The sequence below is a fragment of the Streptomyces sp. NBC_00083 genome, from assembly GCF_026343295.1.
Classification (GTDB): domain Bacteria; phylum Actinomycetota; class Actinomycetes; order Streptomycetales; family Streptomycetaceae; genus Streptomyces.
In genome coordinates this window covers 3182789-3204008 of sequence record NZ_JAPELY010000001.1, presented here as the reverse complement: position 1 = coordinate 3204008, position 21220 = coordinate 3182789, and the positions used below count along the sequence as shown (strand labels likewise).

Genomic DNA, 21220 nt, shown 5'->3' with positions numbered 1-21220 from the left:
GGGCGGCCCGAACCTCACGCCGGGATCAGCGCGGTGGCGAGCTCCGACAGGCTGTCCGCCCGCCAGGTGAAGGTGTCGGACTCCCGGGGAGGGTCACCGACCGGCCGGCGTACATAGGCGGTGTGCATGCCCACCGCCTGGGCTCCGCGCAGGTCCCACGCGTGGGCGGCGACCATGAGCGCACGCTCCGGCGGGCACTGTGCCGCGTCGAGGGCGAGTCGGTAGACCTCGGGGGCGGGCTTGTGGGCGTGGGCGTCCTCGGCGGACAGGGCCTGGTGCCAGCGCAGATCCGCGTACGCGTTGAGCCGCAGCAGCGTCGCCCGGCTGGCGTGGGTCAGGCCCAGCACGGGGAAGCGCCGGGCGAAACGGGCGAGGCCGGCGGCGGAATCGTCCCACGGGTCGAGCCGCTGGGAGGCGGTGGCCAGGCGTGCGACGGCCTCCGGGTCCCTGAGCCCCGCCCGCTCGGCCACGAGCCGGGCGGCCTCGCGGTCGAGTACCTCGGAGTTGGCGTAGGACCGCTCGCCCTCGTCGATGCGCCGCTGTTCCTGTGCGACGTGCTCCTGCCATACGGCGACCAGTTGATCGACGAAGGCTTCGTCCGGCGCCCCGCCCGCCTCATCGCCGGTTCCGTCGCGGGCCTCCCCGCCCGCACCGGGCTCCGCTGCCCCGACGGCTTCGCGCACGGCGGTCCGTAGGCCTCCCGGCTCGTTCACCATCGTGCCGAGCACATCGAAGACGACCACATCGATGGCGCCCGCCTCAGCCATCCGCTCTCCCCATTGCCGTGTTCAGGCGCGCTCGGCCCAAAACGTTTCCTGGCACGCGTGCCCTCACCCGGCCCAGCCTGACCCACACCGTGGCCCGGCATCCCCATTGGGCCGTCCGTGGCATGTCACGGCAGGGGCGTCGCGGGCATCGGGAGAGAATGCCGGAGCAACGGGGCGCGTCCTGCGTATCCGGTGAGCCATTCAACTCACGTCGCCCGGTGCGCCATTCAACTCACCTCAATAGGTGGCCGATTATCCAAAGGCTGCACCAATTCCGGTCAACACCCCGTCAGTTCGCGATGCTGCGACCACCCGGCAACTGTCGTGGGTATACCGATGGGTGTACCGTCAACTCGTGACCACGAGCAGCGAAAGCACCCGCCGGAGCGGCAAGCGACGCGGTGTCCAGCATCTGACGCCGGCCGGCGTGAAGATCCTTGAGACCGCGTCCCGCCTCTTCTACGAGCAGGGCATCCGCGCTGTCGGCGTCGAGGCCATCGCGGAGGAAGCGGGCGTCACGAAGAAGACGCTGTACGACCGTTTCGGGTCCAAGGACGACCTCATCGTCGCCTATCTGCGCGCTCGTGACGGGCTGTGGCGGTCCACCCTGGTGACGCACGTCAACAGCCACGACGGGCCGCCCACACAGAAGATCCTGTCCACGTTCACCGCACTGCGGGACTGGATGCACGAGCGCAACCTGCGCGGCTGCGCCTTCATCAACGCCTCTGTCGAGCTGCCGCCGAACCATCCGGGCCGGGAGGTGGCCGGCGATCAGAAGACCTGGTTCCTCGCCTTCCTCGAAGAGCTCGCCAGGGAGGCCGACGTCCAGGATCCGGCGGCCCTGGCCGCCCAGGTGCTGATCCTGCACGAGGGCGCGACCATCGCCCATTCGATGCAGTCGGTGGACCGGGCCGTCGACCGCGCCGAGGAGATGGCCGCGGTGCTCCTGGAGAGGTCGCGCGCCGAACGCCTCGCGACCACCTGACGCGTGGGGACCACCTGACGCGTGAGGCCGCCGGCCCGCCGGGGGCCCGGAACTAGGCGACGAGCAGCGACGGAAGAGCCGTCGAATTCATCGCCGGCACCGGCAGGGCCGCGTGACGCACGGCGTCGGCGTGTTCGGCCTCGCCGTCCGACTGCCGTGCGAGGTCGGCCGCGTAGGCCCGTAGGAGATCGTGCATCAGGTAGTGGCGTTCGTCCTGGCGCCTAATGAGGTGTGCCCCGGCGAGCTCGCGCAGCAGGTGTGACGCCTCGTCCTGGCTGACCCCGGCGGATGCCGCGGTGACGACGGCGTCGATCAGCCGCCCGGGTAGCCTGCCGAGCACCCGGAACATGCGAGCGCTCTCTTCGTCCAGGGCTTTGTACGAGGTGTCGAAAGCGGTGCGCAGCACGACATCGCCCTCGGCGAGGTTCAACCGGGCCCGCTCGGGCTTGAGTTCGGCGGCGAGGACCTCGGCGCTGTGGTGCTGGTGGCTCACGATGTGTTCGGCTGCGAGGACCAGCGCCAGAGGCAGCCGCCCGCACCGCTCCGCCAGGACGGACACCGCCGCGGGGTCGGCGTCGGCGCGCGCGTCGCCGATGTTCGCCCGGATCAGCTGCGCCGCCTCCGATCGGCGCAGCTCGGCGAGCGGCAGCGTCACGGCGTCCACCATGGACAGCAGCCCCGGCAGCCGCGAACGGCTGGTCACGACGACGGCGCAGCCCGGAGAACCGGGCAGCAACCGGTAGATCTGCTGGGCGTCCGCTGCGTTGTCGAGGACCAGCAGGATCTCCCGCCCGTGCAGGTACGAGCGGAACGTGGCGGCCCGCTGGTCCACGTCGGCCGGTACGCGGTCGGCGGGGACACCCACGGCGCGGAGCAGGTCGCCCAGAACGTCGACGGGCGAGGCCGCGGTGCCCGGTTCGGGTCCCTCCAGGTTGACGAAAAGCTGTCCGTCGGCGAAGTGGCCGTCGTTCACGGCCCGGTGGGCCCACTGCACCGCGAGGGCCGTCTTTCCCACGCCCGGCGGCCCGTTGACGACGGCCACCGGTACGGCGAGGGAGGGCTCGTGGCTCTCTAAGAGCCGGTCGAGGCGGTCGAGGCCGTCCTGGCGGCCCACGAAGTGGCGCTTGGTGGCCGGCAGCTGCGCGGGCTGGACCCATCCCTGCTGTCGGCGGGCGGCGGCTTCCAGAGCCGCGGCGATGGTGGCGAAGGTGTGTCCGGCGTTCAGGGCACGGTCGCACGCCTCCGCGAAGCTCACCGACGGCGGCCGTTTATCGGTCTCGATCTTGCTGAGGTGCCCGCGGTTGAAGTGCACGCGCACGGCCAGTTGGGCGAGCGAGAGCCCCCGCTGCTTGCGGTGCGCCCGCAGAAGCTGTCCGAACGTCACCGGAGTGGCGCACCCGGACGCCGTCTCAACTTCCCCATTGTCAGCGGTTGTTGCCGCAGGGCCCTGTGCTGATTCCCGTACCATCGTCAATCCCCCAGAAGCGTTGAGGTCGTCTGTGACAGCCGGCCCTGACCACGGGCCGCGCCGGAAGTACGTACGTCGTGGCTGATCGGCGCCCATCTCCCGCGATGCTGTCGGGCACGGACCCGGCGATCCAGATGGCCTCGGCGAAACCGGCCACGTCGGGTGGTGCGCGCCCGTGCGCGGGAGCAGCCGTCGGCGGGCCGGCCGGCCCCGGGTGCGTCGTTGGGTACCCCGTGGCCGCGATCGACACACGGAGGTGTTCACGTCATGGGCACGAGGTCGTCGAGGACCGGGAACCGGCCGGCGATGCCGTTGGGCACGAAGTGGGCGGCGCGGTCGTCGCCCTCCCGGAAGAAGCGGATGGCGGTGTAGGTGGGGCGCACCCCCGCGTCGAACCAGTGCGCCGTGCGGCTGGGCACGGACAGCATGTCCCCCGCTCGGCAGAGCACGGCGTGGACGCGGCGCGCGGCATGGAGGTAGAAGCACCCGGAACCCGACACGACGAAACGCACCAGGTCCTCGTCGTGGACGTGTTCCTCGAGGAACTTCTCCCGGACCGGACACCCCGGCCGGGACGGATCGGGCCCGGCCGGGCCGGGAGTCATACGCACGACGTCGACCGTGCGGTATCCGCCCTCGGCGCTGACATGGTCGATGTGGCTGCGGTAGGCGTTGATGAGGGCGGCGTCGTCGGCGCAGGCCGGAACACGGCGGGCGGCGTGCCAGCGTGCGAAGCGCACACCGATCCTCAGCAGCTCTCCGCGGATGACGTCGAAGTCGTCGGTCCGTACGCTCACCGTCCCCGGCGCACCCTCCGGCATGACCTGGAGCAGCGTCACGAGTCCCTCACACCGACCAAGGCCGGACCCTCGCTGCCGCAGGGCCCCGGCGGGCCGCCGATGGCCTGCGCGGATGGCGACGACAAGGGCGGCGGGGCGGGTCGACAGCACGTGGTTCAGGCGGAGTCGGGGCGCCGTGGGCCGGCGCGACGGGCAGGTGGGGCGTCACGCGTGCATCTCCTTCGGGGGAGACGGTGAGGTATACCAACCGGTATAGCTACATGCTAGGGAGCTGATCATTTTGATGTCAACGGCGCAGGCCCCGTCTGGCCGGAATGTCTCCCGTCGCGACACTCAAGTGGCGGTGATGCAGGCGGAGTTGCGCCATCCGCCGACAGACCGTCCTCGCCGGCGTTGCCTGTCGAGAGACAACAGGGCAGCCCTGTACAGGCTTCCGGTGACGGGACGATAGTGAAGTCACTTCCACCGCAGGAGCCGGTCTCGTGAACGGCCGAACGGCGCGAACGGAAGCCATCCAGTTGCTGCTCATTCCTCCGAGGCGACCCGCGTGCCGTGCCCGCCGGCCCTTTCAACGGCTCGGGCCCTGTCGACGCCCTCGGAGAAGTAGCGCTGTCGCCACGTCGAAGGAGGCCGAAATGGGTACAGAGATCGACCATGCGGAACTGGTCGTGTCACCCGGCGATTTCTTCAACATCGGAGAGACACAACGGATCAGGTCGTCCATCGGGCTCACACTGTCGGATCGTTCCTACCTTCCGAAGGCGGACGAGCCGCGCGCCGACTGGGTCGCGAGTGTGGCCGTGCCCGCGTTCAAGACGCTCGCGCACATGGGTGTCCTGGCTCCGCGTTTCTGCACGATCGGCACGGGCGCGGGCCTGGACGTCCTGGCGGCCGTGGAGATCCTGCACGCGCGGACCGTCGGTTTCACCGACCTTCATGACGATGTTCTCGCCCATGCGCGGGAAAACATTCAGAGCAACCTCCTCGACCAGGACGTCCACCTGGTCGGGGGATCCGGGGACCTTCTCGCTCCGCTGGCCGGCAGGGTGTCCCAGGTCGATGTCGTCTACGAGAACCTTCCCAACATTCCGATGGCCGGGACCGCGGATCTCGCCGAGGGACAGACGAGTTCGACCTTCATCGCCCAGCGCGACGAGGAGATTCCGGGGTTCGCCGAGAAGAACCTCGTCACCCTGCACTACCTCGCCCTGCAGCAGGCACATCCACTGCTCCGGGTGGGCGGCCGTGTGCTGTCGTCGATCGGTGCGCGCATCCCGCTGTCCGAGATCCTGGCGCTCTCCGGGGCGGCCGGATACAACGGCAGCATCCTGACCTACACGTGGAAGGTGCAGTCCGAGCCGCACGATGTGGTCGGCGGATACGCCCAGTGGGAGCGCGAGGGGCTGGGGCCGTTCCACTTCTACCCGGTGGAGGTTCTGGAGAACGCCTTCTCCGGCACCTCCCCCGCGGCCGCCGGCGCCCAGGCCCTGCAACTGGAGAAAGAGCTCTCCGCGTTCGAGATATCGGCGGTGGACGCCTTCGCCCGGGTGCGCAGCGGCGAAAGGGTCGGTCACACCGTCGCGGTACTCGACTCCGTCAAGATTCCCGATTCCGCTCTCTGACCCTGCCGCACCCCCGATACGCGGCCGACAGGGGCGCGGCGAGACGTCGAGGAACTCCCCGCACCACCCGGAGCGGTGTCTCGCCGCCCCCGCACCTCCCGTGTTCCACCGTCCCCGTCACCCGCCACGCGCAGCCCTGCACCGTCACTCCTGGCCGTGCCTGATACCTACCGCGTCACCCACTCAGTAAAGGGAGTCGGGATGAATATCCAGTCGACCATCGGCAACTCACCCCTCGTTCAATTGAAGACCTTCGACGTTCCGGCCGACGTCCGGATCTCCGCGGAGGCCGAGTTCATGAATCCGGGGGGCAGCATCAAGGACCGCATGGTCAGCTACTCCGGCGAGATCCGCACGCTGGAGCCGACTGTCTGATGGGAAGCACACGGAACAATGTGATCGCCGCGCTGACGGCCGCGCTGCTCTGGGCGTTCGCCTTCGTCGCCCCCGCCGCCGTCAAACCCGCGAGCGAACTCCTCCTGGTCACCGGCCGCTACTCGCTGTTCGGCCTGTGCGGTCTCTACGTCCTGATCCGGAACTGGCGCCAGTTGAGGCGGATGCCGGTCCGCAGGACCCTCTTCGGCCTGTACATCGGGTTCGTGGGGTACTTCCTCTTCTACATCTGCGTGTCGTACTCCGCGACCATGGACAGCGGATTCATCACCGCGGTCATCGTGGGCTCGTCACCGATCACGATCGCCGTGGCCGGGAACTTCGCGGAGAAGCGCATGTCGTGGCGGGAGCTCGTCGGGCCGGTCGTTCTGATCCTGTCCGGTCTCACCCTGCTCAGCGTCACCGAATTCATCGAGGGCAAGGGCAAGGGCGGCGCGCACGCCTCGCTCTTCGCGATCCTGCTCGCCCTCGGCGCGATGGGCACCTGGTCCTACTTCGTGGTCCGCAACGCCCAGTCGCAGCGCACCTGGGAGCGCAAGCCCGACCCGACGATCTGGGCGGCGCTCGTGGCGATGGGGGCGGGCGGCGCCTCCATGGTCCTGCTGCCCTTCGCGATCGCCACCACCCCGCAGGAGACGTTCGAACCGTATCCGCTCTTCAAAATCATCGCGTGGTGCGTCTTCCTGGGCGTCATCGCCTCCTGGTGGGGCACCTACATCTGGGTCAAGGCCGCCCAGGGAATCCCGGTCCCCCTCGTCGGGCCGCTGCTCGCCACGGAGACCATCTTCGGCGCGATCCTGAGCCTTCCCGTCGAGCACCGCATGCCCACCTGGACCGAGGTCGGCGGCGCTCTGTTCGTCCTCTGCGGGATCGGCGTCTACATGGTGTTCGACGTGAAGAACGCACGGGCCAGGGCCGGCACCGAGGCCGCCGAGGAGAAGACCGACGCATCGGATGTGCCCGTCGTGATGTGACGGGCTGGCACAGCTCGACACCGCATACCGGCTGGGCCCGACGAGTCCACGGATCCTCACGTCTGCGCGTCCACGCCGCCACTCATTCACAGGGAGGAAATTCCATGAGCAACTCCTTCACCAACATCAAGCAGTCCCACGTGTTCTTCGACGACTCCCCCGGCCTGAAGACCTACTACGAGGACTGGGCGACGCGCTACAACGGCGACCTCGCGGACCAGAAGTGGGTGGCACCGCGCGTCGCGGCCAACTTCGTGCACCTGCTCGCCTCCGCCTACGGATCACCGGAATCGACGATATTCGACGCCGGCTGCGGCACCGGTCTCGTCGGCAGCGTCCTCAGCACCCTGGGCCACTACGTGATCGACGGCGTCGACCTGTCGGAGAACATGGCGGCCGAGGCCGAGCGGACCAAGGCGTACCGCAAGGTCTACGGCGGGGTCGACCTGTCGGTTCCCGTACGGGACGAGCGTCTCGACCAGTACGACATCGTGGTCAGCAGCGGCGTCTTCACCCTCGGCCATGTCCGGCCGACGGCGCTGCTCACCCTGATCGAATACGCCCGGCCCGACGGCCTGATCCTGGTGTCCACGCGCGGCAGCTACGCCGCGGAGACCGGGTTCGAGGAGTTCGCCCGGTCGCCCGAGGTCACCGAGCGCGCCAGGCTCCAGTTCACGCTGGAGGACGCCAACTACATCGCCGAAGAGGGCGCCGACTACTGGGTGTTCCGCAAGGCCGGGGCCCGGTAGGACCCGGGCGGCGGGTGGGAGCGGAGCCCGTGCTCACCCCACCACGACACGCCAATACGAAGGACGGCAGGACCACCACGAGCTGCCCCGTGCCCATCCACCCCAGTCCTGGAGTGTCATGTCCCGCAGCCTGTTCACCTCGGAGTCCGTCACCGAGGGGCATCCCGACAAGATCGCCGACCAGATCAGCGACACCATCCTCGACGCACTGCTGCGCCGCGACCCCGCCTCGCGCGTCGCGGTCGAGACCCTGATCACCACGGGTCAGGTGCATATAGCCGGCGAGGTGACGACCTCCGCCTACGTCGACATCGCCACCCTGGTGCGCCAGAAGATACTCGACATCGGCTACGACTCCTCCGCCAAAGGGTTCGACGGCGCCTCCTGCGGAGTGTCGGTGTCCATCGGCGCCCAGTCGTCCGACATCGCACAGGGCGTCGACACGGCGTACGAGTCGAGGGACGACGGCTCCGCACGCGTGCGGGAGGCCGACGAACTCGGCCGGCAGGGCGCCGGTGACCAGGGCCTGATGTTCGGCTACGCGACCATCGAAACCCCCACCCTGATGCCGCTGCCCATCGAGCTGGCCCACCGTCTCTCGCGCCGTCTGAGCGAAGTGCGGAAGGACGGCACCGTCCCCTATCTGCGGCCCGACGGCAAGACACAGGTCACCATCGAGTATCTGGGCAGCCGGCCGGTGCGGCTCGACACGGTCGTCGTCTCCTCGCAGCACGCCGGCGACATCGACCTCGGGGGCCTGCTCACTCCGGATGTCCGGGCGCACGTCGTCGAGCCCGTCCTGGCCCAACTGGCCGTCGACGGAATCAAGTTGGACACCGACGACTACCGGCTCCTGGTCAACCCCACCGGCCGCTTCGAGATCGGCGGCCCGATGGGGGACGCCGGACTGACCGGCCGGAAGATCATCATCGACACGTACGGCGGTTACGCCCGGCACGGTGGCGGCGCGTTCTCCGGCAAGGACCCCTCCAAGGTGGACCGTTCGGCGGCGTACGCGATGCGCTGGGTCGCCAAGAACGTCGTCGCGGCGGGCCTCGCGGCGCGCTGCGAGGTGCAGGTGGCGTACGCCATCGGAAAGGCCGAGCCGGTGGGCCTCTTCGTGGAGACGTTCGGCACCCACACCGTCGCCGTCGAGCGGATCGAGTCGGCCATCACCTCGGTCTTCGACCTGCGCCCTGCCGCGATCATCCGCGACCTCGACCTGCTCCGCCCGATCTACGCCCAGACGGCGGCCTACGGGCACTTCGGCCGTGAGCTCCCGGACTTCACCTGGGAGCGCACCGATCGTGCCGACGCCCTGCGCAAGGCCGTGGCAGCGGGCTGACGGCCCGCCGCCGGGGCAGCCGGACACGCGAGCCGGAGTGGTCTCCGCGGGCCGGGACGGGCCCGGCGCGCGGGGAGGCGGTGCGCGGTCTCCCCCGGACCGCGCACCGCCTTCCCGCGCTGCGGCCGTCCCGGCCCGCCCCACCCCCCGGACCCAGATCCAAGGAGTGTGCTCCATGCGTATAGCCGTGACCGGTTCGATCGCGACGGACCATCTGATGGTCTTTCCCGGACGCTTCGCCGAACAGCTCCTCAAGGAGCAGTTGGAACGGGTGTCCCTATCGTTCCTCGCCGACCGGCTGGAGGTGCGCCGGGGCGGCGTCGGCGCCAACATCGCCTTCGGGCTCGGTCTGCTCGGCCTCGACCCGGTCCTGGTCGGTGCGGCGGGCGTCGACTTCGCCGAGTACGGCGCGTGGCTGCGGGCCGGCGGCGTCGACACCGCCGAGGTCCGGGTCAGTGCGACCCTGCACACCGCGCGCTTCGTGTGCACCACCGACCAGGACCAGAACCAGATCGCCACCTTCTACGCCGGTGCCATGGCCGAGGCGTCCATGATCGATCTGGCCGCCGTCACGGCACGCACCGGGAAGCCCCGGCTCGTACTGGTGGGCGCCGACGACCCGGGCGCCATGCTGCGGCACACCGCCACCGCGCACCGGCTCGGCATTCCCGTCGCGGCCGACCCCTCGCAGCAGCTGGCACGCCTCGACCGCGACGAGGCCCGTCAACTCGTGGACGGCGCACGGTGGTTGTTCACCAACGAGTACGAGGCAGCGCTGCTGCTCGACCGTACGGGGTGGACCGAGCAGCACCTGCTGGACCGCGTCGGCTCCTGGATCACCACACTCGGGGAGGGCGGTGTGTCGCTGGCCGGCTCGGGGGCGAAGGCGCTGCGCATCGCGGCCGTACCCGCGGACCGGATCGCCGACCCCACGGGTGCGGGTGACGGATTCCGCTCCGGGTTCCTCGCCGGGACCGCCTGGGGGTGCACCCCGGAACAGTCCGCGCGGCTCGGCTGCGCCCTGGCCACCACCGTGCTCGAATCGGTCGGCACCCAGGAGTACAAGCTGACCCCGTCGGACCTGGTCGCCCGCATCGACCGGACGTACGGCCCCGAGACGGCCCGCGCTCTCGAACCGCGGCTCGCCCCCGTGTCATGACGGCGGCGCCGCACCGGCCGGACGCCGCACCGGCGACGCACACGCCGCCGACGTTCTCCTTCGAGTTCTTCCCGCCGAAGACGGCGGCGGGCGAGCAGACGCTGTGGCGGGCGATCCGGCGGATCGAGCCCCTCGCCCCCGACTTCGTGTCGGTGACGTACGGGGCGGGCGGCTCGTCCCGCGACCGTACGATCGCCGTCACCCGCAGGATCGCGGCGGAGACCACCCTGCGGCCGGTGGCCCATCTGACGGCGGTCGGTCACTCGGCCGGCGAGCTCCGGCACATCATCGGCCAGTATGCCGACGCGGGCATCCGCGACGTGCTCGTCCTGCGCGGCGATCCGCCGGGCGACCCCAGCGGCCCCTGGACCCCGCACCCGGAGGGCTTCACATACGCCCGCGAGCTGGTCCGACTGGTGCGCTCGCTGGGCGAGTTCACCATCGGCGTCGCCGCCTTCCCCGAGCGGCATCCGCGCTCCCCCGACTGGGAGCAGGACATCCGTCACTTCGTCGCGAAGTGCCGGGCGGGCGCGGACTACGCGATCACGCAGATGTTCTTCCACGTCGAGGACTACCTGCGGCTGCGCGACCGGGTGACCGCCGCGGGCTGCGACGTGCCGATCATCCCCGAGATCATGCCCGCCACCGATGTGCGCCAGATCCGCCGCTTCGCGGAGCTCTCCGGGGCGGCCTTCCCGGAGGACCTCGCACACCGTCTGGAGGCGGCCCGCGCGCGGCCCGAGGAGGCGTACCGGATCGGTGTCGCCCACGCCACGGCGATGGCGGACCGGCTCCTCGCCGAGGGCGCGCCCGGCCTGCACTACATCACCCTCAACAAGTCCACGGCAGCCCTCGACATCCATCGCGATGTCCTGAGCACAAGGAGCGCCCATGTCAGCTGAGTTCACCGACTTCAAGGTCGCCGATCTCTCCCTCGCCGCGTTCGGACGCAAGGAGATCACGCTGGCCGAGCACGAGATGCCGGGTCTGATGGCGCTGCGCCGGGAATACGTGGCGTCCCGGCCTCTCGCGGGCGCTCGCATCACGGGTTCGCTGCACATGACGGTGCAGACCGCCGTTCTGATCGAGACGCTGGTGGCGCTCGGCGCGGAGGTGCGCTGGGTGTCCTGCAACATCTTCTCGACGCAGGACCACGCGGCGGCGGCGATCGCCGCGGCCGGTATTCCGGTCTTCGCCTGGAAGGGCGAGACGCTGGAGGAGTACTGGTGGTGCACGGAGCAGGCGCTGACCTGGCCGGGCCTGCCGGGCCCCAACATGCTCCTGGACGACGGCGGCGACGCCACCCTGCTGGTGCACCTGGGCGTGGAGCGCCAGAAGACGGGCCGGCTCCCCGACGCCGTCAACGAGGAACTGGCCGTCGTACGGGCCCTGTTGGAGCGCAGCCCGATCGACTGGTCCGCCCTGGCCTCGGAGATCCGCGGCGTGACGGAGGAGACCACCACCGGCGTCCACCGTCTCTACGAGATGCACCGGGACGGGACGCTGTTGTTTCCGGCAATCAACGTGAACGACGCCGTGACGAAGTCGAAGTTCGACAACAAGTACGGCTGCCGCCACTCCCTCATCGACGGCATCAACCGCGCCACGGACGTCCTCATCGGGGGCAAGACGGCGGTGGTGTGCGGGTACGGCGACGTCGGGAAAGGGTGCGCGGAGTCCCTGCGCGGCCAGGGTGCGCGGGTGATCATCACCGAGATCGACCCGATCTGCGCGCTTCAGGCGGCGATGGACGGCTACCAGGTCACGACCCTGGACGAGGTCGTCGACAAGGCCGACATCTTCGTCACCACGACCGGCAACAAGGACATCATCATGGCCGCCGACATGGCCAGGATGAAGCACCAGGCGATCGTCGGGAACATCGGCCACTTCGACAACGAGATCGACATGGCCGGCCTGGCCAAGATCCCGGGCATCGTCAAGGACGAGGTCAAGCCCCAGGTGCACACCTGGACGCACGCCGACGGCAAGGTCCTGATCGTCCTGTCCGAGGGCCGTCTGCTGAACCTCGGCAACGCGACGGGTCACCCCTCCTTCGTCATGTCGAACTCCTTCGCGGACCAGACCCTGGCCCAGATCGAGCTGTTCACCAAGCCGTCCGAGTACCCCACCGACGTGTACGTGCTGCCCAAGCACCTCGACGAGAAGGTCGCCCGCCTCCACCTGGCGTCGCTCGGCGTGAAGCTGACCGAGCTCCGCCCGGAGCAGGCGGCGTACATCGGCGTCGAGGTCGAAGGCCCGTACAAGCCGGACCACTACCGCTACTGACCTGAACCCACGAGGAACACGGTCGGCGGCGTCCGAAAACGAGCGCTAATCCGGGACATTCGAGAGCGATCCGAACAACACGGTCCAGTGACCCCGTTCTGGACATTGGGAGGCACATTCCAGCCGGGTAGTTCCTAGGCGATTGCCATGTACACCAGCTTTACAGGAACGTTGCCGTGCAAGCGCACAACAGGGCAGCACGAAGGCCGCATCGCGCCGGTCATTCGTGGTGCCCTCACGGCACGCCGCGAGTCCTTGTCGTGACGTCGCCTGCTCCCGGTTCGTCATTCGAATTTAGGAGAGACCTGTGATCTCGAAAACCAAGAGAATCGTCCGTTCCGCCACCGTGGCGGTCGCCGCGGCAGCCGCGTTCACCGTGGTGATGCCCACCGGCAACGCCTTCGCCATCGATCACGTCGAGTGCCGTGGCGGCGAGAACTTCCTGAAGATCTGGTCCCACAGCGGTGGACGTCAGAGCGTCGACTGCTACGCCAACAAGGGCCGGACCGACTTCGGCGGGTGGTGGGTCGACAGGATCTCCACGGGGAACAACGACCTGATCTACTTCGACGCCAACGGCGACTCCGTGAGGATCGACCGGTGGCACGACATCACCTTCCCCAACCGCCCCCCGAAGGTGAAGTCCATCGAAATCCTGTAAGCCTGAAAATCGGAATTACACTCCGGAGTGGACGTCGGCAGGACACGTTCCTCACACGAATTCCCTGCGGAGAAACGGCAGTTCCGGATTGACCGCCTGATTTACCTCCACTTGAACCGGGTGGGGTCCGGTGTCCGGCGCCGGTCACGTCCCTGCGCGGCGTGACCGGCTTCCGTTCGTTCTGTAGGACGGCCGGGGACCCCCGTCGGTTCATCGGCGGCGACGACTCGTTGCCGACCGCCTCCCACGTGAGCGCCGCACTATGTGGCGACGGCCCCGCCCAGGGCGGCTTAAGATCTCCAGGTTCGACCGGGGGGTCGAGTCATGAGTCTTTTTTCTTGGGGGGCGACACTGTGGGTGTCATCGTGGCTGCGGCCATAGCCGTGCTGGTCATCGCGCTGGTGTGGTGGCTGGTCCGTACGTACAACAGGCTGGTGCGGCTGCGGAACCAGACGCAGGCGTCCTGGGCGCAGATCGACGTCCAGCTGAAGCGGCGGCATGAACTGATTCCGAACCTGGTCGAGAGCGCACGCGGATACGCCACGCACGAGCGGGCCACGCTCGAAGCGGTGGTCGCCGCGCGTGGCGCGGCGGCCGGCGCCGACCTCGGAGTCATGGACAAGGCGGCCGCCGAGGACGCCCTCACCGCGTCCTTGGGCACGTTGCTCGCGCTGGGCGAGAGCTATCCGCAGCTGAAGGCCGACCGTCACTTCGCGAAGCTGCAGGACGAACTGACCACCGCGGAAGACAAGATCGCCTACGCGCGGCAGTTCTACAACAGCGCCGTACAGAGCTACCACAGCGCTCTGGAGAGCTTCCCGGGCAACGTGGTGGCCGGCCGAGGCGGCGCCCATGCGCGCCGGGAGTACTTCGAGGCCGGAACCGCCGCGCAGGCACCGGTACAGGTGAAGTTCGCGTGACGTTCGAAGCGGAGATGTACTGGAGCGGCGCCGGGCTGATCGCCCTGTGGCTCGCCCTGTTCGGCCTCGCCCTTGCGGCGACCCGCAACGGCGCCGTCGTCGCCGGCCCGGCCACGCAGGAGTTCGGGGAGGACCCCGAATCCCCGGCCGTCGTCGCGTTGCTGGCCAACCGGTGGCGCTCCGTGGACCGCGCCGCCGCGGCCACTCTTCTCGACCTCGCGGCACGCGGAGTCATCGAGGTGCGGCAGCCCGACGACGATCCGGCCCGCAGCACGGTGCACCTCACCGGCAAGGACGCCGGAGACCTCACGCCGTACGAGCGCCGCGTCCTTCACCGCGTCGCCGAACGGGCCGGCGCGACGGGAGCACCCATCGGGGCCATCGCCTTCCGCGCCGAAGAGCGCGCCACGTCCTGGAACAGCGAGCTGCGCCAGGAGATCATCGCCGAGGCGCGGCTGCGCGGGCTCTCCAGGCCGCGGTTCGGGCGGATCCTCGCCGGGGCCCTCCTGGTGACGCTCTTCGTGCCGGGTGCGCCGTTCACCGTGGCCGCCGTCTCGGGCGGGCACGGCATACGGGCGGCCGTCTTCGTCGGCGTTCTCCCGGCCGTCGTACTGATGTGGCTGCTGAAGCGGGCGCTCGGCGAGCGGGCGACCCGGCGGGGACTCGACCGCGCGGGCCACTGGGCGGGGGTCGCCTCCTGGCTGCACGCCCATGAGGAGTTCGCGCAGCTGCCCCCGGCGGCCGTCACCGTGTGGGACCGCTACCTCGGCTACGGCGCCGCGCTCGGAGTCACCAGCCGCGCCGGGCGCCTGCTCGGATTCGACGCCGGTGACAAGCGACGCGTCTGGTCGTCGTACGGCGGCACGTGGCGTCCGGTGCGGATCCGCTATCCGCGGGTGCGTCCGGGGTTCGGTGCCAAGACCGCCGACCTGGTGCAACTGGCCTGCGCCGCGGCGGTGGTGGCCGTGGGCCTGTATCTCTTCGCGACCCTGCGCCAGCCCGACTGGGCGGTGCCGCACACTCCGGCGACCGAGCACTCGGTGCGCCGCCCCGGGCTGATCCTGAGCGCGGGGTGGGTGGGCGTCGCCCTGCTCGGCGTGCTCGTGGCCGGACGCTTCAACCGCTGGATGTTCCTCGTGGGCTTCCTCGCGATGATGCCCGGCAACTTCGTGGGGTGGAGCGCCGTCCCGCCCTTCGACACGATGGACGGGCCGCTGCCGATCGAGATGCTGTTCGTCGCGGGCTTTGCCGCACTGACCGTGTACTACGTGGTGCTCGCCGTCCTGGAGCGCCGCGCCGCGCACACCGTCACGGGCGAGGTGCTCCGCATGGAACCCCGTAGGCGCAAGTCGGCGCCGCGCTTCCTCGCGCTGGACACGGGCCAGGGCGATCGCACCATCGCGTGGGCGCTGCCGCGCGGGGCACCGGCCGTCGCGCCGGGCAGCATCGTACGACTGTCGGTGTCACCGGCGACGCGGGTGGTCCGCTCGGCGGTGCCGGTCGTCAACTGACCTGTTCCGCCTGCCACTTCAGCGCCCTTCGGCGCTGTGGCCCCGGCCGGCGATGTCGGCCGGGGCGCCGCTCACGGGCCGGAGCCCGCCGGGTTCCCGGGTGGCTCACTCCGCCGCGGCGATCCAGCTCTCCAACTGCTCCACGGTCGTGGCCGGATCGGCGACCAGCGCGGCGAGTTGGTCGTCGGCGGAGTTGAGCGTGGCGAGGGCGGGGCAGCGGTGGCAGGCGTCGACTCCCGTCTGACTCCACCATTTGCAGTGCGGGCGGAGGTGGCACCGCGGCACGGCGCCCGAGTCGCGCGGCGACGGCAGCGTCTGGATGCGCTGGATCAGACCGCAGTCGTCGCCCACCCGGTTCGCACAGGCGGAGGTGCAGTGCGAGGCGAACCGGAGCACCCGGTGGGGCGCGATGCCCTCGGGGATGCCGGGCAGCGCGTCCGCCGCCGGCACGGGCCGGTCCAGATAGACGACGTGCCCGTTCTCTCCCGACCTGACGCCGAGGACTACGGATTCCGGGCGGTCGGCGTCACCGCTCGGGCACCAGGTGATGTGGTCTTCGCCTTGACGGTCCACGGTGCGCGCCTCCGCGGCGTCAGGAGGACGCGGTCTCGGCGTCGTCGGGCGCGGTCAGGAAGAGGCCGAGTATGGGGCCGCCGGTCGTTCCACCGAGCTGCTGCTCGGCGACGACGGCTTTCTGGATGTGCGCGGAGAGGTTCTGGGCATCGGTTCTCTCCGCGGCGTTGGCCACACCACCGGCGGCGAGCAGCCCGGTGACGAGCGCGGCCGTGGCGGCCGCGGCTCTGACGTTGGGGTTCATGGTGTCCCTCCTTGGCATTGTCCTGCCGACTGACAAGGGCGACCGTATGCATCAACTTCCGTGCGGGGAAGACGTTTTGGTGCGTACTTAATTTCGTCAAAGCACCGATGGTGACCTCGCAACGATCGTATGGCCACCGCCCGTTGACGACCTAGCCCCGCCGGCGGAGGTACGCGTCCAACTCCGCGGCCCCCGTCAGCAGGGCCCGCCCCCGCGCGGCCAGGCGGGCGTGCCAGGCTGCCAGGGTGGCTTCCAGGGGTTCCGGGCCGCCGGCTGCGCGTACCTGGGTGATCAGCGGGGCGATCTGCTCCAACGGGTAGCCGCCGCGCCGGAGTTGGTGGGTCATGCGGGCGTCCCGTACGGCCGGCTCGTCATATACGCGGTACCCGGTCAGCGGGTCACGGCGGGGGTGGACCAGGCCGGCCTCCTCCCATGCGCGCAGCGTCGCCGGGACGATGCCGAGCTGCGCCGCCAGGGGCCCGATGAACAGGCCGCCGGGCCGTGCACCGCGGACCGAGGGCGGTCCGGGTGCCGCGAGGGATCCGGACGGCACCGGTGCCAGGTCGCGCAGGGCGCTCTCCACTGCCCGGAGGGTTCGGCGGTCGTCGAGGAGTTGCGCGTGGCTTTCGTCGATGAGCCGGTACGCCTCCTCCTCCGAGCCCTCGTTCACCGCTCGCATGATGGAGGTGGCTCCGCCGTGTCCGTGGCCCCGGACCAGCGCGAGAAAGGCACGCAGGGCCGCCGCGTGCAGAGGCGTATAGACGCGGTAGCCGTGCGGAGTCCGCTCCGCGGCCGGGAGGACGCCGGCCTCCTCGTAGTTCCTGACCGCCTGCGTCGAGAGACCGTGATCGCGCGCAAGGTCCACCGGCCTCAGCCGATGACCGGTTTTAAGGTTCTGGGTCATTTCCCCGAGGGTATCGCTGGAAAGTCTCCACCGAAGCTTCAAGGATACCGTTGAATCCATGGCAATCGACATCAAGGACGCCGTGCACGCCGTGGATGCGGCCACCGTCATGAAGCTGCTCCCGACCCGTCCCCGGCTGCTCGCCCTGGGGGAACCCACCCACGGTGAGGCCACCCTGCTCGACCTGCGCAACGAACTCTTCCGGCACCTCGTCGAGCACGAGGGCTACCGCACGATCGCGCTCGAGAGCGACTGCACGAAAGGCCTGCTCGTGGACGACTACGTCACCTCGGGCAGCGGCACGCTCGGCGACGTCATGGCCCACGGGTTCAGCCACACATGGTTCAACGACTGCGCGGCCAACCGCGAACTCGTCCAGTGGATGCGCGCGTTCAACGACGGCCGGCCCGCATCCGACCGGCTCCGGTTCGCCGGCATCGACGGCCCCCTGGAGATGACCGAGGCCGCGAGCCCCCGCGAGGCCCTCACCGCGCTGCACTTCTACCTGTCCCACCAGGTGGGCGCGGATCTGCTCCCCTGCACCGAGGCAACGCTCGACCGCCTGCTCGGCGCCGACGACGTGTGGACCGAGCCGGCCGCGATGACGGACCCGGCCCGGTCCTTCGGACGGTCGGCCGAGGCCAAGGAGTTGCGGCTGCTCGCCGACGACCTGGTGGCGCTCTTCGAGGAGCAGACGCCGCAGCTGATCGCGGCGTCCTCGTGGGACGCCTGGGACCGGGCCCGTCTGTACGGACGTACCGCGACCGGTCTGCTGCGCTACCACTCCTGGATGGCCGACACCTCACCGAACCGCATGACCCGGCTGGTCGCCCTGCGGGACCGGATGATGGCGGAGAATCTCGCCGCCGTCGCCGAACGTGGACCGGGGCTCGTCCATGCCCACAACGCGCATCTCCAGCGGGACAGGAGCGCGATGCGGATGGGCGGGGCGCGCTTGGAGTGGTGGAGCGCCGGGGCTCTCGTCGGCGCACGGTTGGGCAGGGACTACGCCTTCCTCGCCACCGCTGTCGGCACGATCAGCCACCAAGGGGTGGAGGCCCCGCCTCCGGCGAGCGTCGAGGGGCTGCTGTACGCCCAGCCGCAGGACCGCTGCCTCGTGGACGCACCCGCGCTCGCCGCCTCCCTCGCCCCCACACCGCCGACACCCCGCGTGTCTCCCTGGTTCGGCTACGCGCCGTTCGACCCCGCCCACTTGGCGACGACCGACGGGATCGTCTTCGTCAGGGACGTCGTGGCGGACTAGCTGGTCACCACGTGTGCGTCAGGCGCAGGTGGCCGTGGCACTGTCGGGGTACAGCGGGAAGATCTGGTCCAGGCCGACGATGCGCAGGATGCGCAGGGTGTTGGCGGGCACGGCCGCGAGCGCCGCGTGGGCCTGGGCCGCCTGGGCGTGGTTGTGGGCGGCGATCAGGGCGCTGACGCCGCTCGAATCGCAGAAGTCCATGCCGCCCAGGTCCAGGACGAGGCGCTGCCCGGGTTCGAGGGTGGTCGCGGCGATCAGGTCCCGCAGGCCTTCGGCGCTGGCGTAGTCGAGTTCGCCGGAGACCGCCAGGACGGGGCCGGTCGCGGAGTCTCGGGAGGTGATCTTGAGTGGGCTCATTCGGGGCTTCTCGTCTGCGGGTTGGCGGCGGGGACGCCGAGAGCGAGCAGGGCGGTGTCGTCGTCGAGGCCTTCACCGAAGCTGTTCAGGAGGCCGGTCAGGGCCTGGATGACGGCGTCCGGGGGCTTGCCGGCGTGCCCGGCGGCGAAGGCCAGCAGGGCCTCGTCCCCGTACAGGCTGTTGCGGTCCTCTCCGGTGCGGGCCTCGGTGATGCCGTCGGTGTAGAGCAGGAGCGTGTCGCCGGGGGTGAGCACGGTTGTGGCGGCCGTGAAGCGCGCGGCGGGCAGGATGCCCACGAGGAGGCCGCCGGGCGTGGGCAGGAAGTCCGCCGAGCCGTCGGCCCGCACGACGATGACCGGAGGGTGACCGCCCGAAGCGAGGTGGACGGAGACGTTGCCCGTCTCGGGGTCGGGGTCCAGGGTGCCGAAGACCGCGGTGCAGTACCGCGGGTCACCGCCGCCGGCGTACCGCGCGTGGAGCACCGTGTTGAGCGTGGTCAGCGCGGAGACCGGGTCGGGGTCGTGCAGGGCGGCGGCGCGCAGGGTGTAGCGGGTGAGGGAGGTGACGGCGGCGGCCTGGGGGCCCTTGCCGCACACGTCTCCGAGGAAGAAGGCGAACCTGTTTCCGCCGATGGGGAAGACGTCGTAGAAGTCGCCGCCCAGGCGCTCGGGATGGGCCGTGTGGTAGTACGCGGCCGTCTCCATCCCGGCGACCTTCGGCAGGGTGTCGGGGAGCAGGGACTGCTGGAGCACGGCGAGGGCGTCCTGGAGGCGGGCGCGGTCGGCCTCCGCCTGTCTGCGGGCCTCGTCGGCCTGCTTGCGTGCGGCTTCCGCCGCCTTGCGGCCGCGCAGCAGTTCCTCTTCGTACGCCCGGCGGTCCCGGGCGTCGAAGACGGTGGTGCGGATCAGGAGGGGCTCTCCGCTGCCGCCGCGCTTGAGGGTCGAGGAGACGAGTACCGGCAGGCGGCCGCCGCCGGACTGCTTCATCTCCAGGGCGATGCCACCGATTTCGCCCTGCATGCGCAGCAGCGGCGCGAAGTGCGTCTCGTGGTACAGCTTGCCGCCGACGGTCAGCAGGTCGGTGAAGCGCAACCGGCCCACCACGGCGTCGCGTTCCAGGCCGAGCAGCTCCAGCAGGGTGGTGTTGATCTTGGCGATGGTGCCGTCCATCAGGGTGGAGAGGTAGCCGCACGGCGCGCACTCGTACAGTTCGTCGACGCTGTCCTCCAGGAGCGCGGCGAACGCGGCGTCCGCGGTCCGGCCCGCTTCGGCCTCGTGCGGATCGGGGTGCTCCCCGTTGCGGCACATCATCGCAGGCCGGCCAGGAAGCCCCGGATCGCTTCGTTGGTGGCCTCGGGGGCGGACAGGTGGGGGCAGTGCCCGGTCGCGTCGAGGGTGATCAGGGTCGAGCCCGGGATCGCCTCGTGCACGAAGGCGCCGACCTCGCGGGGCGCGATGGCGTCCTGAAGGCATTCCAGGACGAGCGTCGGCACCGTCACCGTCTTCAGGTCGTCCCGCGAATCGGACAGGAAGGTGGTCCGGGCGAAGACGCGCGCCATCTCCGGGTCGGTGGCGCAGAAGCTGTTCTTCAGTTCCTCGCCGAGCTCGGGCCGGTCCTCGTGTCCCATGATGACCGGCGCCATGACCGCCGACCATCCGAGGTAGTTCGATTCGAGGGACGCGAGCAGCTCGTCGATGTCCTCGGCGCTGAACCCGCCGCGGTACCCGTCCTCGTCGATGTAGCGCGGCGACGGGGCGACCATGACCAGCGCGCCGATCCGCTCGGGAGCCTCCGCGGCGGCCAGCACCCCGACCATGGAGCTCACGGAGTGGCCCACGAACACCGCGTCGCGCAGGTCGAGCTCCTCGCACACCTCGACCACGTCACGGGCGTACCCGCTCAGCGAGCCGTAACGGTCCTCGGAGAACGCGGACGTGTCCGAGCGGCCCGCGCCCACGTAGTCGAACAGCACCACCCGGTAGTCGTCGGCGAGTGCGGGAACCGTCAGGCGCCACATGTTCTGGTCACAGCCGAACCCGTGCGCCAGAACCACCGGGCGCCCCTGCGGGTTGCCGGTGACGGTGACGTTGTTCCTGCGCGCGATATCCATGAACGCCATTCTCTCAAGTCCCCTCACGTGTCCCAAGTCCTGCGATCAACCCCGCGCCATGCCTCCACCCATGTCCACCTGCGGGTTCGGCCGCGTTTCGGGCAGGTGCCGCGCGGGGGACG

At 70.1% G+C, this 21220-nt stretch carries 22 protein-coding genes; 13 read left to right on the top strand and 9 right to left on the bottom strand.

Going from position 1 to position 21220, the window contains the following annotated elements; all coding sequences use genetic code 11:
* Nucleotides 1-14: 14 nt before the first annotated feature.
* Complete coding sequence (locus OOJ98_RS14295) at nt 15-767, bottom strand: haloacid dehalogenase type II (protein WP_267055047.1); 753 nt, start codon at nt 765-767, stop codon at nt 15-17.
* 355 nt (nt 768-1122) lie between these two features.
* Here OOJ98_RS14295 and OOJ98_RS14290 point away from each other — a divergent pair, with 355 nt between their 5' ends.
* Nucleotides 1123-1755: a TetR/AcrR family transcriptional regulator gene (locus OOJ98_RS14290; RefSeq protein WP_267055046.1), complete on the top strand. Its 633-nt coding sequence runs from the start codon at nt 1123-1125 to the stop codon at nt 1753-1755.
* 52 nt (nt 1756-1807) lie between these two features.
* On the opposite strand, the gene OOJ98_RS14285 is transcribed toward OOJ98_RS14290, so the two are convergent.
* Together OOJ98_RS14285 and OOJ98_RS14280 are read right to left on the bottom strand one after the other, a co-directional pair.
* Nucleotides 1808-3139: a helix-turn-helix domain-containing protein gene (locus tag OOJ98_RS14285; RefSeq protein ID WP_267055045.1), complete on the bottom strand. Its 1332-nt coding sequence runs from the start codon at nt 3137-3139 to the stop codon at nt 1808-1810.
* 344 nt (nt 3140-3483) lie between these two features.
* Nucleotides 3484-4020, bottom strand: coding sequence for a cupin (locus OOJ98_RS14280; RefSeq protein ID WP_267055044.1), 537 nt, complete (start codon nt 4018-4020; stop codon nt 3484-3486).
* Nucleotides 4021-4658: 638 nt separating this feature from the next.
* Between OOJ98_RS14280 and OOJ98_RS14275 the strand changes: the two genes are divergently transcribed.
* From OOJ98_RS14275 to OOJ98_RS14225, 11 genes are all read left to right on the top strand, one after another.
* Nucleotides 4659-5645, top strand: coding sequence for a class I SAM-dependent methyltransferase (locus tag OOJ98_RS14275; RefSeq protein ID WP_267055043.1), 987 nt, complete (start codon nt 4659-4661; stop codon nt 5643-5645).
* A gap of 201 nt (nt 5646-5846) precedes the next feature.
* Entirely contained in the window at nt 5847-6020 is a 174-nt protein-coding gene (locus OOJ98_RS14270) for a hypothetical protein (protein ID WP_267055660.1), read from the top strand.
* Nucleotides 6020-7012 carry a DMT family transporter gene (locus tag OOJ98_RS14265; RefSeq protein ID WP_267055639.1) on the top strand — a complete coding sequence of 331 codons (993 nt, stop codon included), beginning with the start codon at nt 6020-6022 and terminating at the stop codon, nt 7010-7012. Before OOJ98_RS14270 ends, OOJ98_RS14265 begins: the two co-directional genes overlap by 1 nt.
* A gap of 104 nt (nt 7013-7116) precedes the next feature.
* Nucleotides 7117-7761 carry a class I SAM-dependent methyltransferase gene (locus tag OOJ98_RS14260; protein ID WP_267055042.1) on the top strand — a complete coding sequence of 215 codons (645 nt, stop codon included), beginning with the start codon at nt 7117-7119 and terminating at the stop codon, nt 7759-7761.
* A gap of 118 nt (nt 7762-7879) precedes the next feature.
* Complete coding sequence (gene metK, locus OOJ98_RS14255; RefSeq protein ID WP_267055041.1) at nt 7880-9106, top strand: methionine adenosyltransferase; 1227 nt, start codon at nt 7880-7882, stop codon at nt 9104-9106.
* Between the two features lie 175 nt (nt 9107-9281).
* Nucleotides 9282-10265 (top strand): carbohydrate kinase family protein, encoded by a 984-nt coding sequence (locus OOJ98_RS14250; RefSeq protein WP_267055040.1) that lies wholly within the window; start codon nt 9282-9284, stop codon nt 10263-10265.
* The gene (gene metF / locus OOJ98_RS14245) at nt 10262-11167 is read left to right on the top strand and encodes a methylenetetrahydrofolate reductase [NAD(P)H] (RefSeq protein WP_267055039.1); all 906 of its coding nucleotides are present in this window, start codon (nt 10262-10264) and stop codon (nt 11165-11167) included. Before OOJ98_RS14250 ends, metF begins: the two co-directional genes overlap by 4 nt.
* On the top strand, nt 11157-12554 hold the full coding sequence (gene ahcY, locus OOJ98_RS14240) for an adenosylhomocysteinase (protein ID WP_267055038.1): 1398 nt from the start codon (nt 11157-11159) through the stop codon (nt 12552-12554). The genes metF and ahcY overlap by 11 nt, the downstream gene beginning before the upstream one ends.
* A gap of 307 nt (nt 12555-12861) precedes the next feature.
* Nucleotides 12862-13215 carry a beta/gamma crystallin domain-containing protein gene (locus OOJ98_RS14235; RefSeq protein ID WP_267055037.1) on the top strand — a complete coding sequence of 118 codons (354 nt, stop codon included), beginning with the start codon at nt 12862-12864 and terminating at the stop codon, nt 13213-13215.
* 365 nt (nt 13216-13580) lie between these two features.
* The gene (locus OOJ98_RS14230; RefSeq protein WP_267055036.1) at nt 13581-14135 is read left to right on the top strand and encodes a LemA family protein; all 555 of its coding nucleotides are present in this window, start codon (nt 13581-13583) and stop codon (nt 14133-14135) included.
* On the top strand, nt 14132-15646 hold the full coding sequence (locus OOJ98_RS14225; RefSeq protein ID WP_267055035.1) for a DUF2207 domain-containing protein: 1515 nt from the start codon (nt 14132-14134) through the stop codon (nt 15644-15646). The genes OOJ98_RS14230 and OOJ98_RS14225 overlap by 4 nt, the downstream gene beginning before the upstream one ends.
* A 105-nt stretch (nt 15647-15751) precedes the next feature.
* On the opposite strand, the gene OOJ98_RS14220 is transcribed toward OOJ98_RS14225, so the two are convergent.
* The 3 genes from OOJ98_RS14220 to OOJ98_RS14210 all read right to left on the bottom strand — a co-directional run bounded on the left by OOJ98_RS14220 (nt 15752) and on the right by OOJ98_RS14210 (nt 17367).
* Nucleotides 15752-16219 carry a hypothetical protein gene (locus tag OOJ98_RS14220; RefSeq protein ID WP_267055034.1) on the bottom strand — a complete coding sequence of 156 codons (468 nt, stop codon included), beginning with the start codon at nt 16217-16219 and terminating at the stop codon, nt 15752-15754.
* A 19-nt stretch (nt 16220-16238) separates the two neighbouring features.
* A complete protein-coding gene (locus OOJ98_RS14215) occupies nt 16239-16463 on the bottom strand; it encodes a hypothetical protein (RefSeq protein WP_267055033.1) in 225 nt (74 codons plus the stop codon).
* A gap of 151 nt (nt 16464-16614) precedes the next feature.
* Nucleotides 16615-17367 (bottom strand): TioE family transcriptional regulator, encoded by a 753-nt coding sequence (locus OOJ98_RS14210; protein WP_267055032.1) that lies wholly within the window; start codon nt 17365-17367, stop codon nt 16615-16617.
* A gap of 58 nt (nt 17368-17425) precedes the next feature.
* Between OOJ98_RS14210 and OOJ98_RS14205 the strand changes: the two genes are divergently transcribed.
* Nucleotides 17426-18631, top strand: coding sequence for an erythromycin esterase family protein (locus OOJ98_RS14205; RefSeq protein WP_267055031.1), 1206 nt, complete (start codon nt 17426-17428; stop codon nt 18629-18631).
* Nucleotides 18632-18649: 18 nt separating this feature from the next.
* Here the strand turns inward: OOJ98_RS14205 and OOJ98_RS14200 are convergent, their stop codons facing one another.
* The 3 genes from OOJ98_RS14200 to OOJ98_RS14190 are packed head-to-tail and all read right to left on the bottom strand — an operon-like array spanning nt 18650 to nt 21098.
* Entirely contained in the window at nt 18650-18988 is a 339-nt protein-coding gene (locus tag OOJ98_RS14200; protein ID WP_267055030.1) for an STAS domain-containing protein, read from the bottom strand.
* Nucleotides 18985-20295 carry a PP2C family protein-serine/threonine phosphatase gene (locus OOJ98_RS14195; RefSeq protein WP_267055029.1) on the bottom strand — a complete coding sequence of 437 codons (1311 nt, stop codon included), beginning with the start codon at nt 20293-20295 and terminating at the stop codon, nt 18985-18987. Before OOJ98_RS14195 ends, OOJ98_RS14200 begins: the two co-directional genes overlap by 4 nt.
* Nucleotides 20295-21098: an alpha/beta fold hydrolase gene (locus OOJ98_RS14190; protein ID WP_267055028.1), complete on the bottom strand. Its 804-nt coding sequence runs from the start codon at nt 21096-21098 to the stop codon at nt 20295-20297. The genes OOJ98_RS14195 and OOJ98_RS14190 overlap by 1 nt, the downstream gene beginning before the upstream one ends.
* Nucleotides 21099-21220: the final 122 nt, after the last annotated feature.